General features: G+C 37.2%; 24 protein-coding genes. 14 read left to right on the top strand and 10 right to left on the bottom strand.

Annotation, left to right across the window (positions count from 1 at the left end):
- Positions 1-35 precede the first annotated feature (35 nt).
- The 5 genes from BUA76_RS02500 (at position 36) to BUA76_RS02480 (ending at position 4,859) form a co-directional block, all read left to right on the top strand.
- On the top strand, positions 36-1,337 hold the full coding sequence (locus tag BUA76_RS02500; protein WP_072883233.1) for a hypothetical protein: 1,302 nt from the start codon (positions 36-38) through the stop codon (positions 1,335-1,337).
- 70 nt (positions 1,338-1,407) lie between these two features.
- Positions 1,408-2,337 (top strand): T9SS type A sorting domain-containing protein, encoded by a 930-nt coding sequence (locus BUA76_RS02495; RefSeq protein WP_072883232.1) that lies wholly within the window; start codon positions 1,408-1,410, stop codon positions 2,335-2,337.
- Positions 2,338-2,472: 135 nt separating this feature from the next.
- Positions 2,473-3,213 carry a hypothetical protein gene (locus tag BUA76_RS02490; RefSeq protein ID WP_143149844.1) on the top strand — a complete coding sequence of 247 codons (741 nt, stop codon included), beginning with the start codon at positions 2,473-2,475 and terminating at the stop codon, positions 3,211-3,213.
- Between the two features lie 10 nt (positions 3,214-3,223).
- Positions 3,224-4,585 carry a S41 family peptidase gene (locus tag BUA76_RS02485; RefSeq protein WP_072883231.1) on the top strand — a complete coding sequence of 454 codons (1,362 nt, stop codon included), beginning with the start codon at positions 3,224-3,226 and terminating at the stop codon, positions 4,583-4,585.
- Between the two features lie 7 nt (positions 4,586-4,592).
- Positions 4,593-4,859, top strand: a complete 267-nt coding sequence (locus tag BUA76_RS02480; protein ID WP_072883230.1) for a hypothetical protein — start codon at positions 4,593-4,595, stop codon at positions 4,857-4,859.
- A 62-nt stretch (positions 4,860-4,921) separates the two neighbouring features.
- On the opposite strand, the gene BUA76_RS02475 is transcribed toward BUA76_RS02480, so the two are convergent.
- The 7 genes from BUA76_RS02475 to BUA76_RS02445 all read right to left on the bottom strand — a co-directional run bounded on the left by BUA76_RS02475 (position 4,922) and on the right by BUA76_RS02445 (position 12,030).
- On the bottom strand, positions 4,922-6,649 hold the full coding sequence (locus BUA76_RS02475; RefSeq protein WP_072883229.1) for an FAD/NAD(P)-binding protein: 1,728 nt from the start codon (positions 6,647-6,649) through the stop codon (positions 4,922-4,924).
- Between the two features lie 171 nt (positions 6,650-6,820).
- Positions 6,821-7,951, bottom strand: coding sequence for a serine hydrolase domain-containing protein (locus tag BUA76_RS02470; protein ID WP_072883228.1), 1,131 nt, complete (start codon positions 7,949-7,951; stop codon positions 6,821-6,823).
- 280 nt (positions 7,952-8,231) lie between these two features.
- Positions 8,232-8,513 carry a hypothetical protein gene (locus BUA76_RS02465; protein WP_072883227.1) on the bottom strand — a complete coding sequence of 94 codons (282 nt, stop codon included), beginning with the start codon at positions 8,511-8,513 and terminating at the stop codon, positions 8,232-8,234.
- A 107-nt stretch (positions 8,514-8,620) separates the two neighbouring features.
- Positions 8,621-9,502 carry a helix-turn-helix domain-containing protein gene (locus BUA76_RS02460; protein ID WP_072883226.1) on the bottom strand — a complete coding sequence of 294 codons (882 nt, stop codon included), beginning with the start codon at positions 9,500-9,502 and terminating at the stop codon, positions 8,621-8,623.
- A 49-nt stretch (positions 9,503-9,551) separates the two neighbouring features.
- Positions 9,552-10,664, bottom strand: coding sequence for an alanine racemase (locus tag BUA76_RS02455; RefSeq protein ID WP_072883225.1), 1,113 nt, complete (start codon positions 10,662-10,664; stop codon positions 9,552-9,554).
- Position 10,665: 1 nt separating this feature from the next.
- Positions 10,666-11,112 carry a GNAT family N-acetyltransferase gene (locus tag BUA76_RS02450; protein ID WP_072883224.1) on the bottom strand — a complete coding sequence of 149 codons (447 nt, stop codon included), beginning with the start codon at positions 11,110-11,112 and terminating at the stop codon, positions 10,666-10,668.
- A 9-nt stretch (positions 11,113-11,121) separates the two neighbouring features.
- Positions 11,122-12,030 (bottom strand): universal stress protein, encoded by a 909-nt coding sequence (locus tag BUA76_RS02445; RefSeq protein ID WP_072883223.1) that lies wholly within the window; start codon positions 12,028-12,030, stop codon positions 11,122-11,124.
- A 565-nt stretch (positions 12,031-12,595) separates the two neighbouring features.
- On the opposite strand from BUA76_RS02445, the gene BUA76_RS02440 reads away from it, so the two are divergent.
- From BUA76_RS02440 to BUA76_RS02430, 3 genes are read left to right on the top strand one after another with little or no spacing between them, the layout of a single operon-like run.
- Positions 12,596-12,880 (top strand): hypothetical protein, encoded by a 285-nt coding sequence (locus tag BUA76_RS02440; protein ID WP_072883222.1) that lies wholly within the window; start codon positions 12,596-12,598, stop codon positions 12,878-12,880.
- On the top strand, positions 12,783-13,346 hold the full coding sequence (locus tag BUA76_RS02435; RefSeq protein ID WP_178337294.1) for a hypothetical protein: 564 nt from the start codon (positions 12,783-12,785) through the stop codon (positions 13,344-13,346). Before BUA76_RS02440 ends, BUA76_RS02435 begins: the two co-directional genes overlap by 98 nt.
- Complete coding sequence (locus BUA76_RS02430) at positions 13,339-13,596, top strand: hypothetical protein (RefSeq protein WP_072883220.1); 258 nt, start codon at positions 13,339-13,341, stop codon at positions 13,594-13,596. The genes BUA76_RS02435 and BUA76_RS02430 overlap by 8 nt, the downstream gene beginning before the upstream one ends.
- A gap of 1 nt (position 13,597) precedes the next feature.
- On the opposite strand, the gene BUA76_RS02425 is transcribed toward BUA76_RS02430, so the two are convergent.
- A complete protein-coding gene (locus BUA76_RS02425) occupies positions 13,598-14,062 on the bottom strand; it encodes a hypothetical protein (RefSeq protein ID WP_072883219.1) in 465 nt (154 codons plus the stop codon).
- A 71-nt stretch (positions 14,063-14,133) separates the two neighbouring features.
- Between BUA76_RS02425 and BUA76_RS02420 the strand changes: the two genes are divergently transcribed.
- Together BUA76_RS02420 and BUA76_RS02415 are read left to right on the top strand one after the other, a co-directional pair.
- Positions 14,134-14,568 carry a DUF6876 family protein gene (locus BUA76_RS02420; protein ID WP_072883218.1) on the top strand — a complete coding sequence of 145 codons (435 nt, stop codon included), beginning with the start codon at positions 14,134-14,136 and terminating at the stop codon, positions 14,566-14,568.
- 28 nt (positions 14,569-14,596) lie between these two features.
- Positions 14,597-14,971: a DUF6876 family protein gene (locus BUA76_RS02415; protein WP_072883217.1), complete on the top strand. Its 375-nt coding sequence runs from the start codon at positions 14,597-14,599 to the stop codon at positions 14,969-14,971.
- A gap of 44 nt (positions 14,972-15,015) precedes the next feature.
- Here BUA76_RS02415 and BUA76_RS02410 read toward each other — a convergent pair whose 3' ends face one another.
- Together BUA76_RS02410 and BUA76_RS02405 are read right to left on the bottom strand one after the other, a co-directional pair.
- On the bottom strand, positions 15,016-15,822 hold the full coding sequence (locus BUA76_RS02410; protein WP_072883216.1) for a DUF4249 domain-containing protein: 807 nt from the start codon (positions 15,820-15,822) through the stop codon (positions 15,016-15,018).
- 2 nt (positions 15,823-15,824) lie between these two features.
- Complete coding sequence (locus tag BUA76_RS02405) at positions 15,825-18,155, bottom strand: TonB-dependent receptor (protein WP_072883215.1); 2,331 nt, start codon at positions 18,153-18,155, stop codon at positions 15,825-15,827.
- Between the two features lie 376 nt (positions 18,156-18,531).
- On the opposite strand from BUA76_RS02405, the gene gndA reads away from it, so the two are divergent.
- From gndA to BUA76_RS02385, 4 genes are all read left to right on the top strand, one after another.
- On the top strand, positions 18,532-19,950 hold the full coding sequence (gene gndA, locus BUA76_RS02400; RefSeq protein ID WP_072883214.1) for an NADP-dependent phosphogluconate dehydrogenase: 1,419 nt from the start codon (positions 18,532-18,534) through the stop codon (positions 19,948-19,950).
- Between the two features lie 12 nt (positions 19,951-19,962).
- The gene (gene zwf / locus BUA76_RS02395; RefSeq protein WP_072883213.1) at positions 19,963-21,444 is read left to right on the top strand and encodes a glucose-6-phosphate dehydrogenase; all 1,482 of its coding nucleotides are present in this window, start codon (positions 19,963-19,965) and stop codon (positions 21,442-21,444) included.
- Positions 21,445-21,460: 16 nt separating this feature from the next.
- Positions 21,461-22,174, top strand: coding sequence for a 6-phosphogluconolactonase (gene pgl / locus BUA76_RS02390; protein WP_072883212.1), 714 nt, complete (start codon positions 21,461-21,463; stop codon positions 22,172-22,174).
- Between the two features lie 334 nt (positions 22,175-22,508).
- Positions 22,509-22,979: a hypothetical protein gene (locus BUA76_RS02385; RefSeq protein WP_072883211.1), complete on the top strand. Its 471-nt coding sequence runs from the start codon at positions 22,509-22,511 to the stop codon at positions 22,977-22,979.
- Positions 22,980-23,008: the final 29 nt, after the last annotated feature.

The following is a 23,008-nucleotide window of genomic DNA, read 5'->3' as shown; positions in this document are numbered from 1 at the left end:
ACTATATAAGGCTTGATCATTCAAAAACTTTAACAATGAGAAAATTAACTTTAATCGCAGTTACAGCTTTATCTCTTACAGCTTGTCAGCATGAAACATTAGCAGATGCTACTACACCGTTTGAAATGCAGTCTGCTTCTGCAGAATATTTAACAGCTTCTTCACTTCCTGTTACTACGGTAAGCGGAGCCATCACATCAAATACTACATGGAGTGGAGTTGTTGAGCTTGATGGTATTGTAACCGTGAAAAACGGAGCGGTACTTACGATTCAGCCGGGAACGTTTATCAAAGCAAAACCAAACGCAGCCAATACGGCTACCGGAGTGTTGGTAATTTCAAGAGGAAGCAGACTTGATGCTCAGGGAACTTCTACTCAGCCAATCGTTTTCACAAGCTACAATCTATTGGATGGTGACGAAAGCACAACCGCTAAACCTGGAGATTTCGGAGGAGTAATCATGCTGGGCGCTGCACCTACCAACAAACCGACTACTACGGTAATCGAAGGGTTATCCGGAGTAGATTATCAGTATGGAGGATCTAATGCTTCAGACAACAGCGGAATCCTGAAGTATGCACGTATCGAATTTGCAGGATATGATCTTCTTGCTCCTAATTCAGGAAACGAAATCAACGGATTAACTTTAGGAGGAGTTGGAAGCGGTACTACTTTGGATCACATCCAGGTGGCTTACGGTAGAGATGATTCTTTTGAATTCTTCGGAGGTACGGTAAATGCTTCAAACCTTATTTCTTTCGCATCTGATGATGATAATTTCGATTTCGATTTCGGATACAGCGGAACAATTGACTGTGCTTTAGCATTGGCAGATCAAAATTCTACACACAGTCTCAGCGGTTCTAATCCTGATTCCAACGGTATCGAGCTTGATAACGACGGAACAGGTTCTTCAGCTTCACCATTCACCCATCCTGTAATCAACAATCTTACGATTGTAGGAGCGGGTACCTCTTCATTCGGTGCTTTGTATGAAAATGCAATCCACGTAAGAAGAAACGGAAAATTAACTTTAAATAATGCTACGGTAACAGGGTATCCTGTAGGGGTATTATTGGAAACGGTGAGCGGTGCTCCTGTGAATCTTTCTGATCTTAATTTTACAAATGTTCAGGCTTTCGGATATACGTTCAATTACGCTTCATTAGTAGGATCTACCAGGTCTGCGCTTACTGTTTCAGGAGGTACGGCAACTACGCTTAACGGAGGAATGCCTCAGCCGTTCTTCAACTCAGGTACAGTTGACCTTGGATCAAGAAATTGCGGGAATTTCTTTGCTTCTTGGACTAAATATGATTTCTCAATCGTAGAATAATTTTCAATGCAGGAAATAGTAGAGAGACTGCTGTTTCCTGCTTTTTTTTAATCTGATAAATATTTTCATAATGAAAAAAACAATTTTATTTTCTATTCTGCTTTTGCCATTAATGGCTTATTCTCAGATTCCTGTATGGATCAATTCTTTTGATACGTCTGACGATCTTCAGGGATGGACGTTTTTTAACGGAAACGGAAACAGCAACCAATGGCAGCAGGGAAATAATATTTACTATAACGGAACTACACTCACTTATGGTACTTCGGGAGTTTTAAGATATTCCATTAATCTTGTGCCTTCCGGTACGGCAACCAATTTTTCTACGGAGAACGACTGGGTTATTTCCCCTGAAATCAATTTAACAGGAGCTTCAGGAACGATCACTCTTGCAGCCTACATCAGCAGACAGAGAACAACCCATACTATTGTAGGAAGAGATCTTTGGATTTTTACCAGCACCCCTCAAAAACCGGTTCCTACCGTTGCAGATTTCCAGGCGATGACGGTGGACGGAAACGGGAATACCATTACAAGCCCATACACCATTATCGCCGGAAATACGGCGAATCCGTGGCCTTCAACGGATTTAACACAGTCTGCGGAGAGCCTGGTAGATCTTTCGAGCTTTGCCGGAAAGAAAATTTATATCGGTTTCTGGTCAAACAGAATTACTACCGGACTGAACGTTCAGAATATCAATATTGATGAGATAGGAATTTATGCATCTTCGTTTGTTCTTGGGACAAAAGAATCAGCAGCGCAAAAAGCAATTACGAAAGTAAAGGAAAATCCTGTTTCAGAGTCTTTACAGCTGCAGCTTAATCCGGTATTGAATGAAAATTCTGTGGTGGTAAGCGTTTACAATATGTCAGGACAAAAAGTTTTGATGGCTAAATATTCTAAAAACATTAACGTTACAGCTTTATCTTCAGGAACGTACCTGGTGGAAGTAGCTGATGGCAAAACAACGGAAAAACTGAAATTTATTAAAAAATAAACAGATTCCTTTAGAAAGGAAACCATGAAAACTCAAGTAAACATTTTCAATTAGATTTTAAAATTAGGTAATTGCCCGATGCCAGATCGGTTTTGGGCAGTTTTTTAATGTTGATAATGACTCAATGATAATACAATGAAAAACTTTTTAGCATTTTTTGCCTTCACCATATTTTTTTCATGCACGGACAACAGCACATTGGAAGCTTACGATAAAGACCAGGTTCCTGCCGAAGTTACGGTGAAAGGATTCTCAAAGCCGGATATTATCCAAATGAGGCTGAATGGCGAGCCGGTCTCCATCAACGGTGCCACATCTTATACCGATAAGATCGAAACCAAAATCAATTTTGTACTTGATAACGGGGAAACAGACGAATTGGAAATTTACAACCATCAGACAGGAAACAGGATTGCAGCTTATTCTATTACTTATAATAATGCCAAAGATTATAAAAACCTGTATTTCTTCAATCTCCCGGGAATTTTCCTGCAGACGTACGCCGTAAAACCACAGGTAAATTTAGGGAAAGTAGGCTTTGAGTTTATTTTTCCCAATCTCGGCGAATTTTCCGGATCTTCCCTTCAGAACGTTAAAGGTGTTCTTAAAAGAGAGAACGGCGTTGTGCTTGCTGAATTTGACAACATTGGGAAAAAAGATTTCACCAGTGTAAAAATATATAATTATTTCAGTGCTACCGCTCCTGTCTATCTGGAATTGTACAAACCGGGAACTACGGAACCTTACACAGGAGCTGTTATTATAAAAGCAACTGTAAAACAGGATATTGGCGCCAATATGATTGTTCTTCAGGAAAAAATGGAAAATGGAGTAGTAGTTGTAAAAGGAGATATTGATGTAGCAGATTATTTATAAGTAATTATTTATGAAAGACTTTTTTAAAATTCAGTTTTTGTGGATCATGCTGTTGTCAGTTTTCATGGTTTCTTGTAACCGGACAGACGATGAGGTTCCGGATTTTCCCGAAGGAACTACGGAATATACCAACCGCTGGATTCAGGATAGTATGCGCAGGTATTATTACTGGGCAGATCAAATGCCTGCAAAACCGGATTACCATCTTCCCACAAAGGATTTTTTTAAAAGCTTATTATCATCCCAGGACCGCTTTTCTTTCATTGTGAATACTACTGATCCAAACACCTATCCGAAATCCGTTCGGAACCTTTTCGGGTTTGATTATGCAATTCTCCAATTATCAGGAGGTGAAGTAGTAACGGTTGTTAAACTGGTTTTAAAAAATTCTCCTGCCTCCAACTCTGGCCTGGAACGTGGAATGGTGATCAAAAAAATAAACGGCCAGACCATCACCGCTTCCAATGCGCAGCAACTGGCGGAATCTATTTCCACTAAAACAGTTATTGATCTTACAGTCGGAAACTGGCAGAACGGGGCTGTTATTAATGAGAAAAATGTAACGGTATATTACGGATATTCTCTGGAGCAGCCTTTATTATCCAAAATCTTTGAGCAGAATGGAAAAAAAACCGGATATCTTTATATGTATGATTTTCCGGATGGAATAACTTCCGCGCTTAGTCAGAAATTCAGTGAGTTTAAATCGGCAGGAATCCAGGAGCTTATTTTGGATCTTCGCTACAATTACGGGGGATCTGTTTCTTCGGCGGCAGCACTTTGTGCAATGATACCTTCGGGAATTTCTGCAAATTCCAGGTTTATTGTTTATAAAGGCAACAAAAACGGTGGCGAACTCAGCAGAACCTTTTCCCGGCAAATAGCTTATGATCCAGGAGCATTATCTTTTGATGCTTTGCATGCCCACTCTTTAGGCTTAAACAGAGTGTATGTGCTGACTTCGGGAAGTACAGCATCCGCTGCTGAGATTGTGATCAATAATCTGAAACCTTATATGGATGTAATTCAGGTGGGAGATACAACTTTAGGAAAAGATATGGCCGGATTTATTATTGAGGATAAAAGAAAACCGAAAAAAATTACGTGGCAAATTCATCCTGTTATTTATAAGGTATTCAATGCCAGTGGAGAAGGAGGGTATATCAACGGTATCAATCCCCAATTTAGTGTCAATGAATTTAATAATTTACCGTTAATGCCGTTAGGCGATCCTTCTGAAGCTTTACTTTCATCTGCTCTTAATAAAATCTATTCTAAGCAGGGTAATACAAATGCTGATGGAAATGAAATTAAGGTTCTATTTCAGAGTGACAGCCCGGCAGCGGGATTTTCAGGATTTAATTTTAAATAAAACAACGATGCAGGGAATAGAACCGAAAATTCATACCAGCCTCCTCGAACGGATGAAATATTATTCGGATCTTATCAGGAACTCGAAACACGATTCCTGTATCAATCCGGAAGATGCTCACCATATGATGATTGAGCTGAATGAACTGTATGAAGATTATTTAAAGCAAAAAAGAAACCTGGAAAAAAGCATTAAAAAATACCGGGAGTTCTATCAGGGACAGCAAAAACTGCTGACACCCAGAATACGCCAGCTGAGAAGAACCCGGAAATAATACTCATAAAAAAAGAGCTTACGATTTCGCAAGCCCATTGATTTATCATTAAATATTCTGAATTAAGAAACGATTTGATCAGCAATTATCCCCGATTTTATAGAAGTTGCAACTCTTTTGCCCGCGGTATCGCAGAAGTCAAGACCCGAATAATCAGGATTAAGTCCTGCAATGTACGGCACGGTCATAATAAAAAGATTTTGTGTTGCCTTACCATAATAATCAAGTGCCTGAAAATAATCGTTGATATTCAATCCGTCTACACGAAGATAATAGTTCTCCGGTTCGATTTTCAGGATTTTTTTATTACCTTCTTCAAACTGCATTTTTCCTGTATTCGTATCTTTAAACTTAAGATATCCGGAGCTGATTAATCCTTCCTCACGAAGCGTCTTGAAAGGAATATCGTTAAATTGTACCGGCTGCTGTCCGATTGCATCAATATACATTCTGTAATGTTCTGATTTTATCTCTCCTGAATGATGATCGGTATAATGATATATTGCACCTTCTTCCTGATGAGGTTCTACATGGCTCTCGTCATCCACACTTACAAGGCTGATGAGTCCCTGGTTATACAAAGCAATAATTTCCCTGTATGATGACTGTGGCAATGATGCGATAATCACTGAGATAAGAGGAAGCAGCGTTTTTTTCATCCTGATCATATCTTCTGCCGAAAAATGCTTGGCCGGATAATTAATTGCATAGCTGAATGCTGAAAGTGTTTCCTTCCATGCGATAGTCTGATGTCTTTCGATTGATTTTTGTGCTTCATAATATTCGGCTTTAAACAGCTCGAAACTGTCTAGCTCCTCCCGTAAAGTCAACATTTTTTCTACAAATTGCTCAATCGTAAGGTCTTTAATTTCATTATAAAATTTTTCATTTTTCTTACGCAGCGGCTGCTTAAAATTTCGTTCGAAAACATAATTTAAATCTACAAAACCTCCGTTTTTCTCTTTGTATTCATAAATTTCTTCCTGAGACATAATCCAGCCTTCTGAAAAAGCACTTCCTTCCGAATGAAAACGAAGCGCGGGCAAATAGCCTCTTTTTGAAAATAAGGTAAGTGAAAAACTGCTGCTGTTTTCATGCAAAGTGTAGATCATCTCATCACCTTTTTCACTGAATGTCCCGTTCAGTCTCGCGAGTGTTTTAATAGCATCAACGGCTGTAAGGGACGTTCCTCGGATGGCGATCGGATAGTTGGTAGCAGCAGAAAATTTTGAGGGCGGATAAGGAGAATCGTACCATCCGTTGGTATTTCCTTCATGTTTTTTAGGCCAGTGATGGCCTGTACAAATTACAGTTGCCGAACACTCATAGATTTCATCTCCGCCGGTAAGAATTTCGAAATGATGATCCTTTTTGCGGATATCCGTAACTGTTGTTTCGGTGAATACTTTTACGGTAACACCTTTTTTTCTCGCGGTATTCAGAAGTATTTTGAATTGCTCTTCCATATAATCTCCTAAGATCAATCGCGGAATCACTTTGTATTCATTAATATTACGGTAATCTGAGAAATCAGGATGATTCGGGTAAGGTTTTCTCTGAATAAATGATGAAAACGTTTCGGGAAGCTCCGGAAGTTCGTTGGCAGAAACGTTGGCTACGTGTTCTTTGGCTGCGCCTTCCCGGCTGTAAGGCATTCCTGCACCTATTCTAGTGCTTTTTTCAAAAATATATAAGGTTTGGGGATATATATTTTCGGAGATCAGGTGTTTGACAACAAATAATGCTGCCGGTCCGCCTCCGACAATTGCGATACTGTCGATTTTTTCCATTTTACTTCTCTTTTTGCAGTGAGTGGTGCATTATCGCAAACCGGCATATGAAATTTTTTTGATCCGGTTTATGATTGCAGTCATGAACTTACTCCAAAGCGTATGCCAGTACCTGGGTACCTTGAGAAATGTGGTATGTGTAGATGCTGTAAAAAGCGTAGAAAAATTAAATTACATTATTTTTGAAAGCTCTTCGGCGAAAAGTTTTACCTGAACCGGCCTTTTCTTTTTATCCACCTCCAGCCTGTTGTAGAACCCGGTTTTTACAATCACCATTTGTTTTTCAGGAATCATTATGATAAACTGGCCTAAGAATCCGTAGAAAAACCGGTATTGTAAAGAATCTTCATCATCTGCCCAAATGGTAAAGCCAAATGCATCATTTATTTTTGTTGGGGTCAACATTCTTTTGCAGTATGCTTCGCTGATGATTTGTTTTCCTTTCCAATATCCATTATGCATCACCAGCTGACCGATTTTAGCAAAATCCCTTGGTGTGGCATGAATACAGCAGAACGCTTTTTCAACTCCTTTTTTATCGATGCTCCACTTTGCGGATGATTCCATTCCGAGAGGTATCCATATTTTTTCAGAAAGATAAGTGGCAAGATCTTTTTGGGTCGCTTTTCTTAGTGCCAGACCGAGAAGCTGTGCGGCAACACTTTGATATTCATAACGCTGGCCGGGCATTTCTTTACATTCAGTTTCAAACGCCTGCTGAGCAAGATCTTCAACAAAATATTGTTTTGAATTTTCGGAAAAAGGGTGGTGGTATTCTTCCTTCCAGTCAAGGCCGGCCTGCATGGTCATAAGATGACATAAGGTAAGATGTTTACCGTATTTACTGTTTTTATAGGATGGGAAAATGGATGAAAGAAGCTGATGTTCAGATTGAAGATAGCCGTCGTCAATGGCACATCCTACCAGTAAGGAAAGGATTCCTTTCGCCATTGAAAAAGAGTTCATTAAGGATGAAGAATTGTGATTTTTCCAGTATTCTTCATGCATGATCTTATTATTTCGGATAACAATAAGAGATGATGCTCTTGTTTTTTTCAGTTCTTTGAGAATCGTTTCCGGAATTACAGTAGAATTGTATGAGGTTGATTTTTGCCAGGGGTCAGGGTCTTTATTCGGAATGCTTCTGGAAGAAAATTTTTCTGCATCATCGCTTGACGGTGTTATCGGGCCTTTTTTGATATTCAGGGCAAACGCTTTAAATATAAAATGGTAACCGGAAAGGCGGACTATGGCAATAAATGCTGATATTACGGCAATGAATACAGATAGAAATTTTTTCATATTGATTTTGAGATGAAGCGGTTCAGATTGCTGTACTAAGTTTAGCGGATATTCTTATCCTTTTATACAACAAATCTGCTGATTTTCATTCAAAGGCTGTGCCGACAATATTTTGAAACCTGAATATGATCATTAAGAATGAATTCCTATAAAGATATAAGGTATGTTTAGATTTAAAATTTACTTTATCCTTAAAAACGTATGGTTTTAAACTTAATAATTAATGTTAAGTAAAAAAATAAATGTATTGAATATCGAAAACTAAAAATATTATAAAAAATCAGTCTTTTATAATTTTATCCACATGTGATTTAGCGTACTGGAGTGCTTCTTCTGCTTCCTGAAATAGAATTTTCATGGAGATCTGAAAGCCGTTCATCATAAAATAGGTAACCTTACTTTCCGTGTCAAAGCTTAAAAGGGTAATATGATCAGCATTAATTATCAAAGGACCGCCCAAAACTTTTGCACCGTCAATAGAGTTGGGTCTGCTGACTCTGATAATGCTTGAAGCTTTAATATAAATCAATCCTTCCTTCGTTGTTTTTATGGTATAAGACACCTCAATTTTTTTGCTAATGTATTAAAACATTGGATAAAAAATAATAATTGTGGTATGTAAAACAAGTTAGTGTAGTCATAACGATTTATGACTATAATGTTAAAATTTCAGGATTTTTGAATTTTATTTTCTATACGAAAGATTTTGGGAGATTTGTTGGTGGCAGACTTGAAATATTTTCCGAAATGTGAATTGTCACTAAATCCAAGTTCATAAGAAATTTCGGTAACGGATAGATGGGTATGAAGTAACAGTCTTTCTGCTTCCAGAATAACCCTGTTTTTTATAAACTGTCCTGCACTCAGAGCAAGATGCTGTTTAATAAGCATGTTTAAATAATTAGGACTAAGATTTAATTTTTCAGCATACGGAGCAGTTGTTTTCATTTCCTTGTAAAACTGATTCACCAGCTCTGAAAATCGGGCTACAATTTCTTTTTTATGATCGGCAGGCAAGCTGTGCTTTTTTATTATTTTGGAAGCTCTTATACATCTTAATATGAGTGTTTTAAGCTGCATGCAGATCATTTCTTTTGCAAACATGCGGTTTCTGCCATATTCTTTTCTGATTATATAAAACTGCTGCCAGAACTCCGCCACAGATGATGCATCAAGGTCTATCATCTGTGGCATTTCTGCCATCGCGGTATCGTTTCTGATGAGCTTATTACCGGTATAAACGTGATTGTAAAAAGATTTCGTAAATAATATCGCATAGCCCTGGGGAGCCAATGAGAGATTAAAGTAATATACCTGATTGTAATTAAGAAAGAGCAGACTGTCTTTTTTTAATTCATACAAATGGTCATCAATGATTGCTGAACCCTTTGCTTCTTTAAACAGAAAAATAGAATAGAAACGGTTTCGCCAATGTTTATTGATGTTGATTTTATCAAACAACAAAGAAACAGGAAGAATCAGTACTTCATTTTTTAAATAATGTACTTTCTCCAGATGATAAAGTTGCAGCGTTTTGATGTCCTGTTTCACAATATTACTTTTCCTGTTATTGAATTAAATACCGAAAACCGGTTGAAATTTAAACTTCTGCCTTTTCGGATCTGTTCTTTATTTTTATTGAATTAACAACCTTCTTATCCACATAATCTGAATTCATAGCACGCAGTACCGCGAGATAACTCACTCCGAAATTGATTTCGTCGCCAACTTTTAAATTATTTTTATCATCGGTGATATTCAGAATCATCATGTCTGAGCTTGCTCCCAACACTTCAATCCCTTCGCTGAGAGGATATACCTGTTTCACATCAATATCAAGAACACCAAGATCTACAATAGCCCTTACAGAAGTTTTATCTCTGTCTTTTTCATCGTATTCCGGACTTTCACCGGTAAGGTTCTTTCCCACTTTTCCGGTAGGAACCATTGGTTTTTCAATCATTTCAATTACTTCCGCCGTCAGGGTAAAAACATCCTTATGCATTCCTTTAATGTAAGTATCATTAAAAACATCGGTACCGAAGAAAAGACTTTCTCCAACCCGGAAATGATTGATTCCGTCCGGAATATTTCCCTTGCTGATCAAAGGAATCGTTACGGATGAACCCGCACTGATGTATGGAATTTTCTTTTTGAAAAGCTTCTCGGTATTTCTTCTGTAGTTGACGAGACGACTGAGCTTTTCCCGGTCCGGAAGAATACCGTTAAGACATTTGAGATTTGTTCCGATCCCTGAAACTTCAATATTGGGAAATTTTAAAACTTCTGCATAAAAATCCGGAAGAGAATCGGCCATGATCCCTTCCCGAAGTTCACCCATTTCTATCATAATGACAATCCGGTGAATTTTATTTTGTTTAAAAGCTTCTTCTGAGAGTGCTTTTATGGTTTCAATTTCAGAATTGAAGCTTACATCTGCATATTTTACAATGCTTGCTGCAAGACGTTTTGCCGGAGGTTTTATATAAACAGTTTTGGTCTCAGGCGATAGCTCCTTGATTTTTTTCAGATTGCTGAGACGGGAATCACAGATATCCGTATCTGTTACGGAAAGAAGACTCTTCAGGAAGATTTCGTTTCCGCAGAGAAGTTTGGCAACAATTGCCCATTCTATTTCATGCCTGTCAAAAAGATGATTTAAAAAATCATAATTCTGTGCAAGCTTTTTTGTATTTAAAGTGATATAAGACATATTATTTTTTTAATCGCATTTCAAGATATTTGCTTTTGAATCCAAGCTTTTCGTAAAGATGGCGGGCCGGGTTTTCGCTTTCACAGTGTAGCGCGATATCTCCTTCTGTGTTTTCGATGACTTTCTGCATAATATTTTTGCCGATTCCCAGTCCTCTGGATTCTTTGTCTGTAGCAATGTAAACCAGGATATTTTCAGGTATATAACCGCTCATTCCGGTTTTGTTGACAACACAGACACCCTTTAGTTTTCCTGTCTGCTGATCTGCAGCGGTGACAATGAGTCCCCCTGGTTTATTTTCTATGCCTAAAGCATATTCTATAGCTTTTCTGATATCTGTCTCCGGATCTCCGTACTGTCCGAGATGCTCGAAGAGAAATGCTGTTAATGATGAAATTTCAATTGTTTCTGTTGAATTTTTGGGTTGGTATATATTAAATATTATCATCTTTTATTATTATCCCGGGAATGGTAGTGTAATATCGTAACCTGCCGGTTCCGGGTCTTGGGCAGGGTTGTCATTGTCCTTAAAAAAAAGCAATGGCACGGAAGTGTTATTAATAATCTGTTTGAAAAAATTCTCAGAAAAGAATGATTTCCAGCTTTCTTCATCCTGATAATTCAGAATAATAAGGTCAAATTCCGCATCTTTGGACGCTTTGGATATTTCCACGGCTTTATCATTGCTCACGGTAAATGAAGTGTAGTCTTCCGTATCACTTCCTTTCAGAGATTCCCGTATATTGATAAAGGCTTTTCGGATACTGGTAAAATTTTCATCTCCCGATATTCCGAAAAGACTGATAAGACCTTTGTTTTTCTCAGCAATAAGTTTTGAGATTTCCATTTTTTCTTTAAGTTTTTCAAGAACACGTACAGGGACTAAAATTTTCTCAAATTTAAATTGTTTGGAACCTTCCGGCATCAGCAGAACCGAGCAGCTTACTCCTTTAAGAATCTGATAAGAAGAAGAGCCCAGGATAAGCTCCCGCAATCCCTGTTTTCCGGATGTTCCGGTAATGACAATGTCTACAGATTCTTCCTCAACAATTTTGTTGATGCTGTTGGTAATGGTATCTGTTCCGATTTTTTTCAAAAACGTAATATCATTATAGTTTTGCTGCAGAGAATTTTTAATTAATTCGAGGCTGTGTTCTGCATCGGCATATTGTTTAGTTACCGTATCTTCACCTACTACCTGTCTTCCTGTTCGGTCAATAATATAAAAATTCATCACATTATGAAACAGAATGATCCGTGCATTATGCCTTTTTGCCATATGTACGGCAAGAATTGTTGCGCTGTCAGTTTTTTGTGTAAAATCAATAGCAACTAAAATTGTTTTTATTTTGGTGTGTTTTTCCATATCAATTGTGATATAAGAGTGCAAAATTACGGCCAAGCATGCAAAAAACATGTCATCATTTATTGCTGTTATGGTATATTTTACTTTTTATACATTAACCATAATCTATAATTTTATTAAAATAAATTATTTAAGATCGCTTAATGTGGAAAAAAAAATTCTCCTTTAAAATAGGGTATGATAAAAGTAGAGTTATTTTTTTATTGATTTTTGGAATGTATTAGTGAATAAAATAATATCATTTTTAATTTTTTGACTGTCAGTGCTTTAAAAAAACATGTATAACATTCTTTTTTAAATTGATTCTATTTTTATTGATGATAGGAGTATTTTAAAACTGTCAGATTACTTTATAATTCGATAAATTTTAAGTTTTATTTTTTCATTTATTTTCTTAAATCTGAATATATTTTACTAAATTTGAATTCAATATGCGGTGATATAATGAATTCGGAAAAATAATATATATTTTCTTATAGGAAATAAGAAGTAATTATTATATTTTTACTATATCTAAATTTAGAAGTAAAAACTTTATCTTTAGGTGCTAAAAATTATTTTTACTATGAACATAAAACTATTATTATCCGGAATCTTATTATTATCGCTTTTAGCGGCTTGTTCGGATAGGTATGAAGAGGGAGATTCATACCCTGAAACAAGTAAGACTCCAGTAGCTTTTAAAGCTGAAAGCGATCAGGGAGATGAAACGGCTAAAAGAACAGATTCAACAAAAAGCAAAGAAATTATTGATGTATCACAAGCAATCCCAGCAGACATCTCCGCAGGACAGGGAGGAACTGACACCGGAGAAACAATTGATCCGACAAAACCGGACAGGCCTAAGTAAGCTCATTATCGAGATTACGGCTTCTGTTTTTGTTATTATTTCAGCTATATTGCCTTTTCTTAACAATATAGTAGGATACTTCACTGATGTAACGGTGCAGCTAGATAATAACGCCGGTGTAAGAAGTCTTGATCTGGATTCTGCTATTTACTTTTTGTCGATACCCGTTTGTATGATACTGTTGGCGCTGGGCGGATTGTTCAGGGCAAACAGGTTTACTTTTTATGCGGCCTTAATATCAGGGTATTTCCACCTAAGCACTTATGTGAAATTCGTGTTCTTTAACCAGAACAAAATTTCCGCAATTGCGGATGCAGCAATTATTTGCCTGCTGTTGGTGATTATAGTGCTTGTGTTTCTGCTGGATAGGTATTACAGAAAAATTTATCTGCTTGATAAATTTAATAACAGTACACTTGAAAGATTTTCTTCCATATTATTTAAACGTTTAGGAAAAAATGAGTAGTCACAGAGATAGATTAAAGATTCTTGTTGCTCTCTCGGATAAATTATGGGAAGATTATGACAATACGGTAATATCTGAAGAGGAATATATAAGAAAAATGAATTTGGTAAAGAAAGAAATCAATAACGGATTTATAAAAACCCTGGAGGAATTGGAAGTGTTTACCAATGAACTTGGGTATATCGTTATGTCTGTACCTACAAAAAGTTTTATTTATGGTTCAGAAAAGATTATCATTAATAAAAACTAATTTATTTGGCAGATATTTTCATTGCTGAAAGTATTTCGTTCAACATCTTATTTTGTTCTGAAATAGCTTTACTGTATTTCTTTTCAATTTTACTGATCTGGCTTTGAAGAAACATCAATGTTTTGTCCTGAGTATTGTACTGGGCAAACAAATTAGCAAGCAGATCCCCAATCTTATCATTAATTTCATTAGTATAAAGATCATCATTCCGATGGTCTTTTTTGTTTTTCTCAGCTTCTGTTAATAATTCTCCTTCACCGGTGATCAGCCAGATAAGATTATCATTAAGGTCCGGATAGACTCTCAGGATCCGGGCAAGCTTATCCACACCCAGGTCACTTTTCAGTCCGGCACCTTTAAAATTGGACGCCGAAATCCCGCTTTCTCTGTAAAAAGTTTCCTTTTTAATGTTGTTTGCCTCTAAAAAAATTAAAATTCTTTCTTTTGTGGTCTGAATTTTGTCCATAATTATTTTTTATAGTCGGAATTTAGTCTATATTTGCAAAGATAAAACAAAATTATAGAATATTAATACAAATGAAAAATTATATGCAATCTGCGAATGACTACTACCGTCATTTTATACAGCCCAGAGATTTTATTGAATTCCAATCCGGGTTTTTCCTCTCGGAAGGTATTTTCAGAATATCAGGTGAAACACAATGTCAATGGCTTTTACAGATCATCTGTTTTCAGCAGAAAGAATCGGGTGTACAATTGGTAGAGTTCTGGAAGCTGAAGAGAAAAGAAGGATTAGAATACCAGCTCCAATGTAAAGACAGTTCCGGAACTGTTCTTTTTGAAAATACTTTTATATCACCGGATTTCTTATTTAATGAAATTACGATATGGAAAATTGGCAGTTACCTCATCTTGCCGGCAGAATATAATGAATTTGTAAAGCTTATCAAAAATGATACAGCAAATCATACTTTCAAAAGTATGGATGATATTAAAACAAAATTGAACTAAACCTAAGAATAATTAATTAACTAATCTCATGAGTATTAAAAGAAACAAAAAAAGAAATTCCGTAAACACGCTTTACGATTCTTACACATCAACAGAAGAACTGTTTGAATTTAAAGAAGGTTATAAATTAACCAAAGGTATTGTGGATGTCTCCAACGAAGAAGACTGCAGCTGGCTGCTGGAAATCATCCTGGAAGAACAGCCTAAAATCAACTGTGAAACACAGCACTGGCATTTTAAAAGAGTAGAAGGAAACGTTTTCAGGCTTTACTGTACGGATGAGGACGGAATAATTCTTACTGAAAAAAATGATATCTCTATTCCTTTTTATTTTGATGACCTCTTCCTGCTGGTAAAGAAAAACCTTCTTTGTCTGCCGATTGAATCAAAAATGTATGCGTAACTAACCATTGGAAATGTTAAGATTTGAACTAAATAAAAGTGCCGTTACTGAATAACGGCACTTAACTTTTCTGAGGTATGCGCGGAAAAATATCCCAGCGCGCCATTGCTGATATTACTCGGTGGATTTGCAGGAGTAATTCCGCCACCGGGACCACTGCCGGAAAGCTGAAGAAGAGCAGAATAGAAGGTATATACCTGGTTGTCGATACACTGCATTTCAACATAAATACTATCTCCGGGCACAACTTTTATATCGCCCGGATCACTGTCATCATTAGGAAGCAGTAACGGCCTTTGATTGAGCATACCGTTGTTTACATTGTCTGAAAATTCCGAGAAAAACTTTTTAGGATTATTGTTTACGGTAAAACTGAAAAGATAACGGTTTCCTAAAGCAGGAGGATCCGTGAAAACAGGCAAAAGCGTATAGCTTGTTTCACCCGCTGCTACAAAAGAATCCTGCAGAAGGCCCTCAAAAGCAACCGGCTGGGGCATGGTACTTTGTGCAACATATTCGTTACCTTCAGCTTTTACGGTTAAGGTATACGTTCTTCCCGGCTCACCGGTGATTGTAGAGGTTTTATAATTTCCGCCGCCTATATATTGCAATACTTCAGAATGTCCTGCATTGTCACTTAAAGTTACCTGTGCATCTTCTACTGCAGGATATTCATTATCGGAAGTAAAAGAAACCGATTTTGTTATTTTTACAATATAAGGACCTGCTTTATCCGTAATATTACCCTCGATTACAATTTTTCCGCTTTCGTTCTCCAGTTCCAGATCAATTTCTTTTTCACATGAAACGGTTATTGTAAGGGCTGCTATGATTAAAAATATTTTTTTCATGATTAAAACTTAAAATTATAAGTGATATTAGGAACCCATCTGAACAGCGATGTCTGTACAGCTCTTGTTGTCCCCGGATTGTCAGGGTTATCCTCGAAATTGATGACATAGGCGTTTTCCCGTCCGTAAACATTATAAACTCCGAAAGACCAGGATCCCTTAAAGCGCCGGTTGGAAGCGGGTTCGTAAGTTGCATTCAGATCCATTCTGTGATAAGCCGGCATACGGTCTGCATTTCGTTTGCTGTATTGAAAAACAGTTTGTCCGTTCAGTTCATATTTTCCTGTAGGGAAGGTTACTGCATTTCCGGTGCTGTAAAGAAACAATCCGGAAAAAGACCATTTCGGATTGAGCTGATAGGTCGCTACTACCGAAAGGTCATGCGTTTTGTCCATTCTTGCGTTATACCATTCATTATCATTAATTCCATTTATTTTTCTTTCGGTTTTTGAAAGGGTGTAGGAAACCCATCCGGTAAGTTTCCCGCTTTTCTTTTTAGCAATAATCTCAAGTCCGTAGGCTCTGCCTTTACCAAAAAGAAGTTCGCTTTCCACATCAGCTGCCGTATCGAAGGTTATCTGTGCACCATTTTTATAATCAATCTGGTTCTTCATGGATTTATAGTATACTTCGGTATTAACCTCGTAATTATTATTGCTAAAATTTCTGCTGTAGCCTATGCTCACCTGGTCTGCTATTTCGGGTTTCACTGTATAGCTGCTTCCGATCCACTGGTCTGTGGGATTTCCGCTTCCACTGTTGCTTAGCAAATGCAGGTTCTGTGTATTTCTGGAATATCCTCCTTTAATGCTGCTGACTTCATTGATCCGGTAATTAGCCGTAATTCTCGGTTCCGGATTTACATATGTTTTGCCGAATTTTCCTTTTTCAAGAAATTCTGAACCGGTAAGAACTCCGTTTTCATACGTGTTGAAAGTATCACCACCTAAAACACTGAATAAAGAAAGCCTTATCCCATAGTTTACGGTAAGTTTCTCATTCACTTTATAATCATCGTTTATATAAAAAGCATTTTCCCATGAATGTCTCGGGTTTCTGGGAAAACTGCTGACACTGGTTCCTGATGCGCTGCTTGGTGTAATGGTGTGATAAATCGATTGGAGACCAAATTTCACAGAATGATTATTCCCTGCAAACCACGTAAAATCCTGCTTCAGGTTCCAGTCTTCGATTTCGGAAGAAAGCCCGAATGTATTATTGTTGCTGCTTAAGCTCACATTATAATTATAGTTGCTGAATATAAAAGAAGTATTGGAAAACAATTTGCTGCTGATAATGCTGTTCCAACGCAGGGTAGCGGTTGTATTTCCCCAGTCTGTTGCAAAAGTATCACCCAATCCCAGAACATCTCTTCCGAAATATCCTGATAAATAAAGCCTGTTGTTTTCGTTAATCTGATAATTAGCCTTCAAATTTAAATCATAAAAATAAAGTTTACTGTCTTTAAAGTCATCAGTTGCCTTTAAAAATACATCCGCATAGGTTCTTCTTCCGGAAACAATAAAAGAAGATTTTTCTTTTTGAATAGGACCTTCAACACTCAGCCTGCTGCTGATCAGCCCGAGTCCGCCGTTCACATTATATTCTTTGTTGTTTCCATCCTTCATTTTAACATCCAGTACGGAAGAAAGGCGGCCTCCATACTGCGCCGGGCTGTTTCCCTTGATAATACTCGCATCCTTCAGGGCATCACTGTTGAAAGTACTGAAAAAACCAAGAAGATGAGAGGCGTTGTAAACTGCAGCTTCATCCAGCAGGATAAGGTTTTGATCTGATGCTCCGCCCCGAACACTGAATCCGCTGCTGCCTTCTCCATTGCTTTTTATACCCGGTAAAAGCTGAATGGTTTTCATAATATCCTTTTCACCAAAAAGAACAGGCAGTTTTTCGATATTCTTGATACTTAGCGTTTCTGTTCCCATTTGTGCGGTAGTCAGGTTTTTGTCCTTTTTAACTCCTGAGATGACTACCTCTTCAATCTTTGCTACTTTTTCTTCTTCCTGAGCGAGCTGCAGATCCTTTTTTATATTATCTTCAACCGTAATACTTTGCTGAAAATCTTTAAAGCCGGGATTTGAAATGATAAGATTATAGGTTCCTTTCGGAAGGGAAAGCGAATAAAATCCGTAATCGTTGGAAACTACAGAAATGGTAGGGTCTTCAGCAACTTTTACTGTAACCCCGATCATAAGTTCACCATTCCTGATGTCTTTTATGGTGCCGCTTACCGAATATTTTTGTTGTGCAAAAACAGCCGTACTGAAACAAATTGCTGCTGCGGAAGTGGCAATTTTAAAGGATAATATCTGCATTTTGGTTAATTGATTGAGGATTTTAAAGTGCCTAAAATTACAATTTTTAAAGATAGTAACCAACGGATAAGTTTTAACATCATTTTGCTTTTTTTATGCTTTCTGAATAAATGCAATTAAAATCTTCATATTATTATACCAGATTTTATTTTAAGTATAGAATTTATTTATAATTAATTAATTATTTAATTTATCATAATATAATCTGCAAATAGTAATTTTTTTTAAACATACAATGTTATAATGTTTGTTTTATTGCATATATTCATATTGGTTATTGCCTTTTAAATAACAATTTTTTCATCATTATTTTTTTCATCCTTTTCATTTGCGTAATTTTATTCTCCGAAACAGAATTTATACTAATATCAAGATAATGAAAGGATATAATTATGGGATAGTCGGTCTCGGAGTGATGGGAAGAAATCTTCTTTATAACATTGCTGACAACGGATTCTCAGTGGCAGGGTTTGACCTCGATGAAGAGAAGGTAAAACAGCTGCACAGCGACGCAACTTCGGAAATGCAAATGAAAGGAACAGGCTCTCTGGAAGAATTTGTAACCACATTGGAAACTCCAAGAAAAATCATTCTTATGGTTCCTGCAGGAAGACCGGTGGATGCCGTTCTGGATAATATTTCATGCCTTTTAAGCAAAGGTGATATCGTGATTGATGCCGGGAACTCTTACTTTAAAGATACGGACAGGCGTATTTCCGGTATGGCTTCTAAAGGACTTCACTTTATGGGAATTGGCGTTTCAGGTGGCGAAAAAGGAGCGAGAACGGGACCCAGCATTATGCCGGGCGGAGATGCTGAAGCATTCAGCCTTCTTCAACCTATGCTTGAAGCTATTGCTGCTAAAGTTGACGGTGAAGCTTGTACGGCGTATATGGGAAAAGGTTCAGCCGGAAATTATGTGAAAATGGTTCACAATGGTATTGAATATGCCATTATGCAGCTCATCAGTGAAGCATACGATCTTCTTAAAAGAGGAGCAAATCTTACCAATAATGAATTGTATGAAGTTTTCAGGGAGTGGAATAATGGCGAAATGAATTCTTTCCTCATCGAAATCACCAGAGACATTTTTAAACAGAAAGACGACCTTACCGATCATGATCTTCTTGATCAGATCCTGGATAAAGCCGGAGCAAAAGGAACGGGAAAATGGACCTCGGAGCAGGCGATGGAAATAGGTGTTTCTATCCCGACTATTGATATTGCGGTAACATCAAGAATTTTATCTGCCTATAAAGATGAAAGAATACAGGCTTCAGAGCTGTATGCTGAAAAAGAAATTAATACTCCTGAAAATAAAGAACTTTTCATTCGTGAAGTAGGAGAGGCGCTTTACCTTTCTACTCTTATTAGTTATGCACAGGGTTTAGCTTTACTCATCAAGGCTTCTGAAGAGTATGACTTCGGAATTCCATTAAAAGATGTTGTGAAGATCTGGAGAGGTGGTTGCATCATCCGGTCACTGCTTCTTGAAAAATTCTACTCCGCTTATTCGGAAAACCCGGAATTAACAAATATTTTACTGGATAAAGATATTTCAGAATTGGTGAAATCTAAAATAAAATCTTTACGCAAAACTGCTGCATTTGCTGTTTCAAACGGAATTTCAAGTCTTGGCATTCAGACCGCTCTGGGGTATTTTGATGCGTATACTACAAAATCATTACCGGTAAATCTTATCCAGGCACAAAGGGATTATTTCGGAGCGCACACGTATCAGAGAATTGACAGAGAAGGAGTTTTCCACACGATCTGGAACAGTACAAATCAATAAAATTTCGGAAAAATGAATGAAAATAAAATCCTGAGGCCAACCACTATTATTATTTTCGGAGCCACAGGCGATCTTGCTAAAAGAAAATTATTTCCGGCATTTTATAATTTATATATTGACGGAAGAATGCCTAAAGGATTCAATATACTTGCTTTGGGCAGGGCAGAAAATACGGATGAAGATTTTAAAAATTATGTAAAAGAAAATCTTGAAAATTTCTCCAGAAAAAAACTGACTCAGGAAGACTGGGCAGGATTTCAGGCGCATATTACCTATTTCAGACATCAGCTTGACCAGGAAAGCTCGTATGTGGATTTACAAAAGAAATTAAAAGATTTCGACACAATCTACGGAACAAGGGCCAATCGGTTATTCTATTTGTCCATCGGACCGAATTTTATCTCCACCATTTCCAATCACATTAAACAAAGTGAGCTTGCTTCCGATCCTAAAAAAGACAGGATTATTATCGAAAAACCTTTCGGGCATGATAAACAGTCGGCTATTGAGCTGAATAATCTTCTGTCTGAAGCCTTTGAAGAAGAGCAGATTTACAGAATTGATCATTACCTCGGGAAAGAAACCGTACAGAATATTCTGGCTTTCAGATTCGGAAATTCTATTTTTGAACCATTGTGGGATCACAAGCATATAGAATCGGTACAGATTACCGTAGCGGAAGAGGTAGGCGTAGAGACAAGAGGAAGCTTCTATGAACAGACGGGTGCACTGCGTGATATGATCCAGAACCATTTGCTGCAGATTCTTTGTATGGTGGCCATGGAGCCGCCTGCAACACTGGAATCAGGGGAAATAAGAGACCGTAAAGTTGACGTCCTGAAGTCAATCCGAAGAATTCCTGCCGATAAGGTGGATCATTACGCCGTAAGAGGTCAGTATGGAAGAAATAAAATCAACGGTTTTGAAGCCAAAGGCTACCGTCAGGAAAACGGAATTGCACCGGATTCCAATACAGAAACTTTTGCAGCGGTAAAATTCTATCTTGACAATGAACGTTGGCAGGGTGTCCCTTTTTATGTGCGTACGGGTAAAAAAATGAAAGAAAAGCATTCTTATATTACCGTTCAGTTCAAGCCGCTCCCGAATTCTACTTTTTCAGATACACAACATCATCTTGCAGCTAACAGATTGGTGATCAATATTCAGCCACTGATGGACATCAGGCTGCAGTTCATGGCCAAAAAGCCGGGACTTACCCTCTCTCTTGAGCCGGTAGAAATGATCTTTGATTATTTCGTGTGCCAGGAAGATACTCCGGAAGCCTATGAAACATTATTGCTTGATGCATTGTTGGGAGACCTTACTTTGTTCATGCGTTCTGACCAGGTGGAGGAAGCGTGGGATGTTGTAAAAACAATACAGGAAGCATGGGAAAACAATAAAGACGCCTCTTTCCCGAATTATAAAGCCGGAAGCTGGGGTCCTGATGAAAGCTTCACGCTGGTGGAAAGACAGGGAGACAAGTGGTGGTAACTTTAAATAAAGAAAAATGAATATCAGAATATTTGATGATTTAGATACATTATATACGGAAGCAGCGGATGTTTTTAAAAATCTTTCGGAAAAATCAATACGTGAAAAAGGACGTTTTACCGTTGCATTGAGCGGCGGTTCTTCTCCAAAAGCCATATTCAAATTACTGGCAACAGATGAATATGCAGAGAGGATCGACTGGAATAAAATCTATTTTTTCTGGGTTGATGAAAGATGGGTTCCGCTTAATGATGATAAAAGCAATGCAAGAATGACTTTCGAAACGCTTCTTGATAAAGTCCCGGTTCCTAAAGATCACATTTTCCCGATGTACAAAGACAATATTCTTCCGGAAGAATATGCCCGTGAATATGAATCTTACATCCGAAATATACTAGGAAATGAAGGAGTTTTCGATTTTATTCTTCTCGGGATGGGGGATGATGGTCACACCGCATCACTGTTTCCGGGAGAAGAAATTCTTAATGAAAAAGAAAAATGGGTTTCTGCATATTATTTAAAACCGCAGGAAATGTATAGAATTACCCTCACTGCACCTGTTATCAACAGAGCGGAAAATATACTGGCCGTTGCATTCGGTGAATCTAAAAAACAAGCATTGAACGAAATCCTGAACGGAGAATATAATCCGGAATTGTATCCTATGCAGCTTATTGAAAAAAAGGAAAATTTTATGTTCTTTACAGATCATAAAGCAATGGGAAAATAGAAATTGTAAAATATATCATTTGGTCCTGCAGAACGCTCTGCAGGATTTTTTTATTATAAGTATATTATAAATTGATTAATTATTAAGATAATACAGATTTCATATTGTCTAATTTAAAAAAATGCATAGTTTTGTATGAGAACTAAAAAATAACCCTTATGAAACACTCAATCCCAATGCATATTCGTGCAGCATATTCATTAAAGCTTTTAATTAACCGGAAATTTTTATCATATCCTTATTTGGTGTGATAAAGGATCTGTTATACATTTATATTTCAGAATAATCTTACTTAAAATATTCAAAATAATTAATAACTTAAAAAAAACGAAACATGGCAGACGAATCAAAAAGTATATTCATTACATATGCCAATATCAGCTTATGGGGTGGAAAGCTGGAAGGAGTCATTGATACTGCAGAAAAATTTTACAGCCTTAAAACCGTTGAACCTATAAAATTAGGCGATGTAAAAATAGGAAGTGTAGATATAGGAACCGAAGTAGCAAAAGCAAATTTGGGTCTGGAAAAATTAACAGTCAATTTCGTGGTGGAACATAAAGCGGATTCTGCAGCAAAAGATGATAATGCTAAAAATAATGACGATTATACAAAAATGATCTTTGCGCTTAGTACAGTAGAGGCAGCAAAAGCGGTACAACAAATAGAAAATGGAGGTTTCTTAGGAGCCGATTTCACAATTAATTCCGTTAAAGTAGGATACCTGAGCTACGGATCTAAACAAGAAAAGCAAAAGGAAGAATTTGTCACCTGGATGAGTGACAATGTAAAAAAACTGGAATAAAAATCTTCCGGTTCCAGAATCGATTTTTT

The sequence above is a fragment of the Chryseobacterium takakiae genome (assembly GCF_900129385.1).
In the GTDB taxonomy this organism is placed as follows: Bacteria; Bacteroidota; Bacteroidia; order Flavobacteriales; family Weeksellaceae; genus Chryseobacterium; species Chryseobacterium takakiae.
This window is presented reverse-complemented; position numbering and strand designations above follow the sequence as displayed.

Bases quoted from the DNA above. Each gene is read 5' to 3' on its own strand.
- BUA76_RS02500 (WP_072883233.1), top strand. From the start codon at position 36: ATGAGAAAATTAACTTTAATCGCAGTTACAGCTTTATCTCTTACAGCT.
- BUA76_RS02495 (WP_072883232.1), top strand. From the start codon at position 1,408: ATGAAAAAAACAATTTTATTTTCTATTCTGCTTTTGCCATTAATGGCT.
- BUA76_RS02490 (WP_143149844.1), top strand. From the start codon at position 2,473: ATGAAAAACTTTTTAGCATTTTTTGCCTTCACCATATTTTTTTCATGC.
- BUA76_RS02485 (WP_072883231.1), top strand. From the start codon at position 3,224: ATGAAAGACTTTTTTAAAATTCAGTTTTTGTGGATCATGCTGTTGTCA.
- BUA76_RS02480 (WP_072883230.1), top strand. From the start codon at position 4,593: ATGCAGGGAATAGAACCGAAAATTCATACCAGCCTCCTCGAACGGATG.
- BUA76_RS02475 (WP_072883229.1), bottom strand. From the start codon at position 6,649: ATGGAAAAAATCGACAGTATCGCAATTGTCGGAGGCGGACCGGCAGCA.
- BUA76_RS02470 (WP_072883228.1), bottom strand. From the start codon at position 7,951: ATGAAAAAATTTCTATCTGTATTCATTGCCGTAATATCAGCATTTATT.
- BUA76_RS02455 (WP_072883225.1), bottom strand. From the start codon at position 10,664: ATGTCTTATATCACTTTAAATACAAAAAAGCTTGCACAGAATTATGAT.
- BUA76_RS02450 (WP_072883224.1), bottom strand. From the start codon at position 11,112: ATGATAATATTTAATATATACCAACCCAAAAATTCAACAGAAACAATT.
- BUA76_RS02445 (WP_072883223.1), bottom strand. From the start codon at position 12,030: ATGGAAAAACACACCAAAATAAAAACAATTTTAGTTGCTATTGATTTT.
- BUA76_RS02440 (WP_072883222.1), top strand. From the start codon at position 12,596: ATGAACATAAAACTATTATTATCCGGAATCTTATTATTATCGCTTTTA.
- BUA76_RS02435 (WP_178337294.1), top strand. From the start codon at position 12,783: ATGTATCACAAGCAATCCCAGCAGACATCTCCGCAGGACAGGGAGGAA.
- BUA76_RS02430 (WP_072883220.1), top strand. From the start codon at position 13,339: ATGAGTAGTCACAGAGATAGATTAAAGATTCTTGTTGCTCTCTCGGAT.
- BUA76_RS02425 (WP_072883219.1), bottom strand. From the start codon at position 14,062: ATGGACAAAATTCAGACCACAAAAGAAAGAATTTTAATTTTTTTAGAG.
- BUA76_RS02420 (WP_072883218.1), top strand. From the start codon at position 14,134: ATGAAAAATTATATGCAATCTGCGAATGACTACTACCGTCATTTTATA.
- BUA76_RS02415 (WP_072883217.1), top strand. From the start codon at position 14,597: ATGAGTATTAAAAGAAACAAAAAAAGAAATTCCGTAAACACGCTTTAC.
- BUA76_RS02410 (WP_072883216.1), bottom strand. From the start codon at position 15,822: ATGAAAAAAATATTTTTAATCATAGCAGCCCTTACAATAACCGTTTCA.
- BUA76_RS02405 (WP_072883215.1), bottom strand. From the start codon at position 18,155: ATGCAGATATTATCCTTTAAAATTGCCACTTCCGCAGCAGCAATTTGT.
- gndA (WP_072883214.1), top strand. From the start codon at position 18,532: ATGAAAGGATATAATTATGGGATAGTCGGTCTCGGAGTGATGGGAAGA.
- zwf (WP_072883213.1), top strand. From the start codon at position 19,963: ATGAATGAAAATAAAATCCTGAGGCCAACCACTATTATTATTTTCGGA.
- pgl (WP_072883212.1), top strand. From the start codon at position 21,461: ATGAATATCAGAATATTTGATGATTTAGATACATTATATACGGAAGCA.
- BUA76_RS02385 (WP_072883211.1), top strand. From the start codon at position 22,509: ATGGCAGACGAATCAAAAAGTATATTCATTACATATGCCAATATCAGC.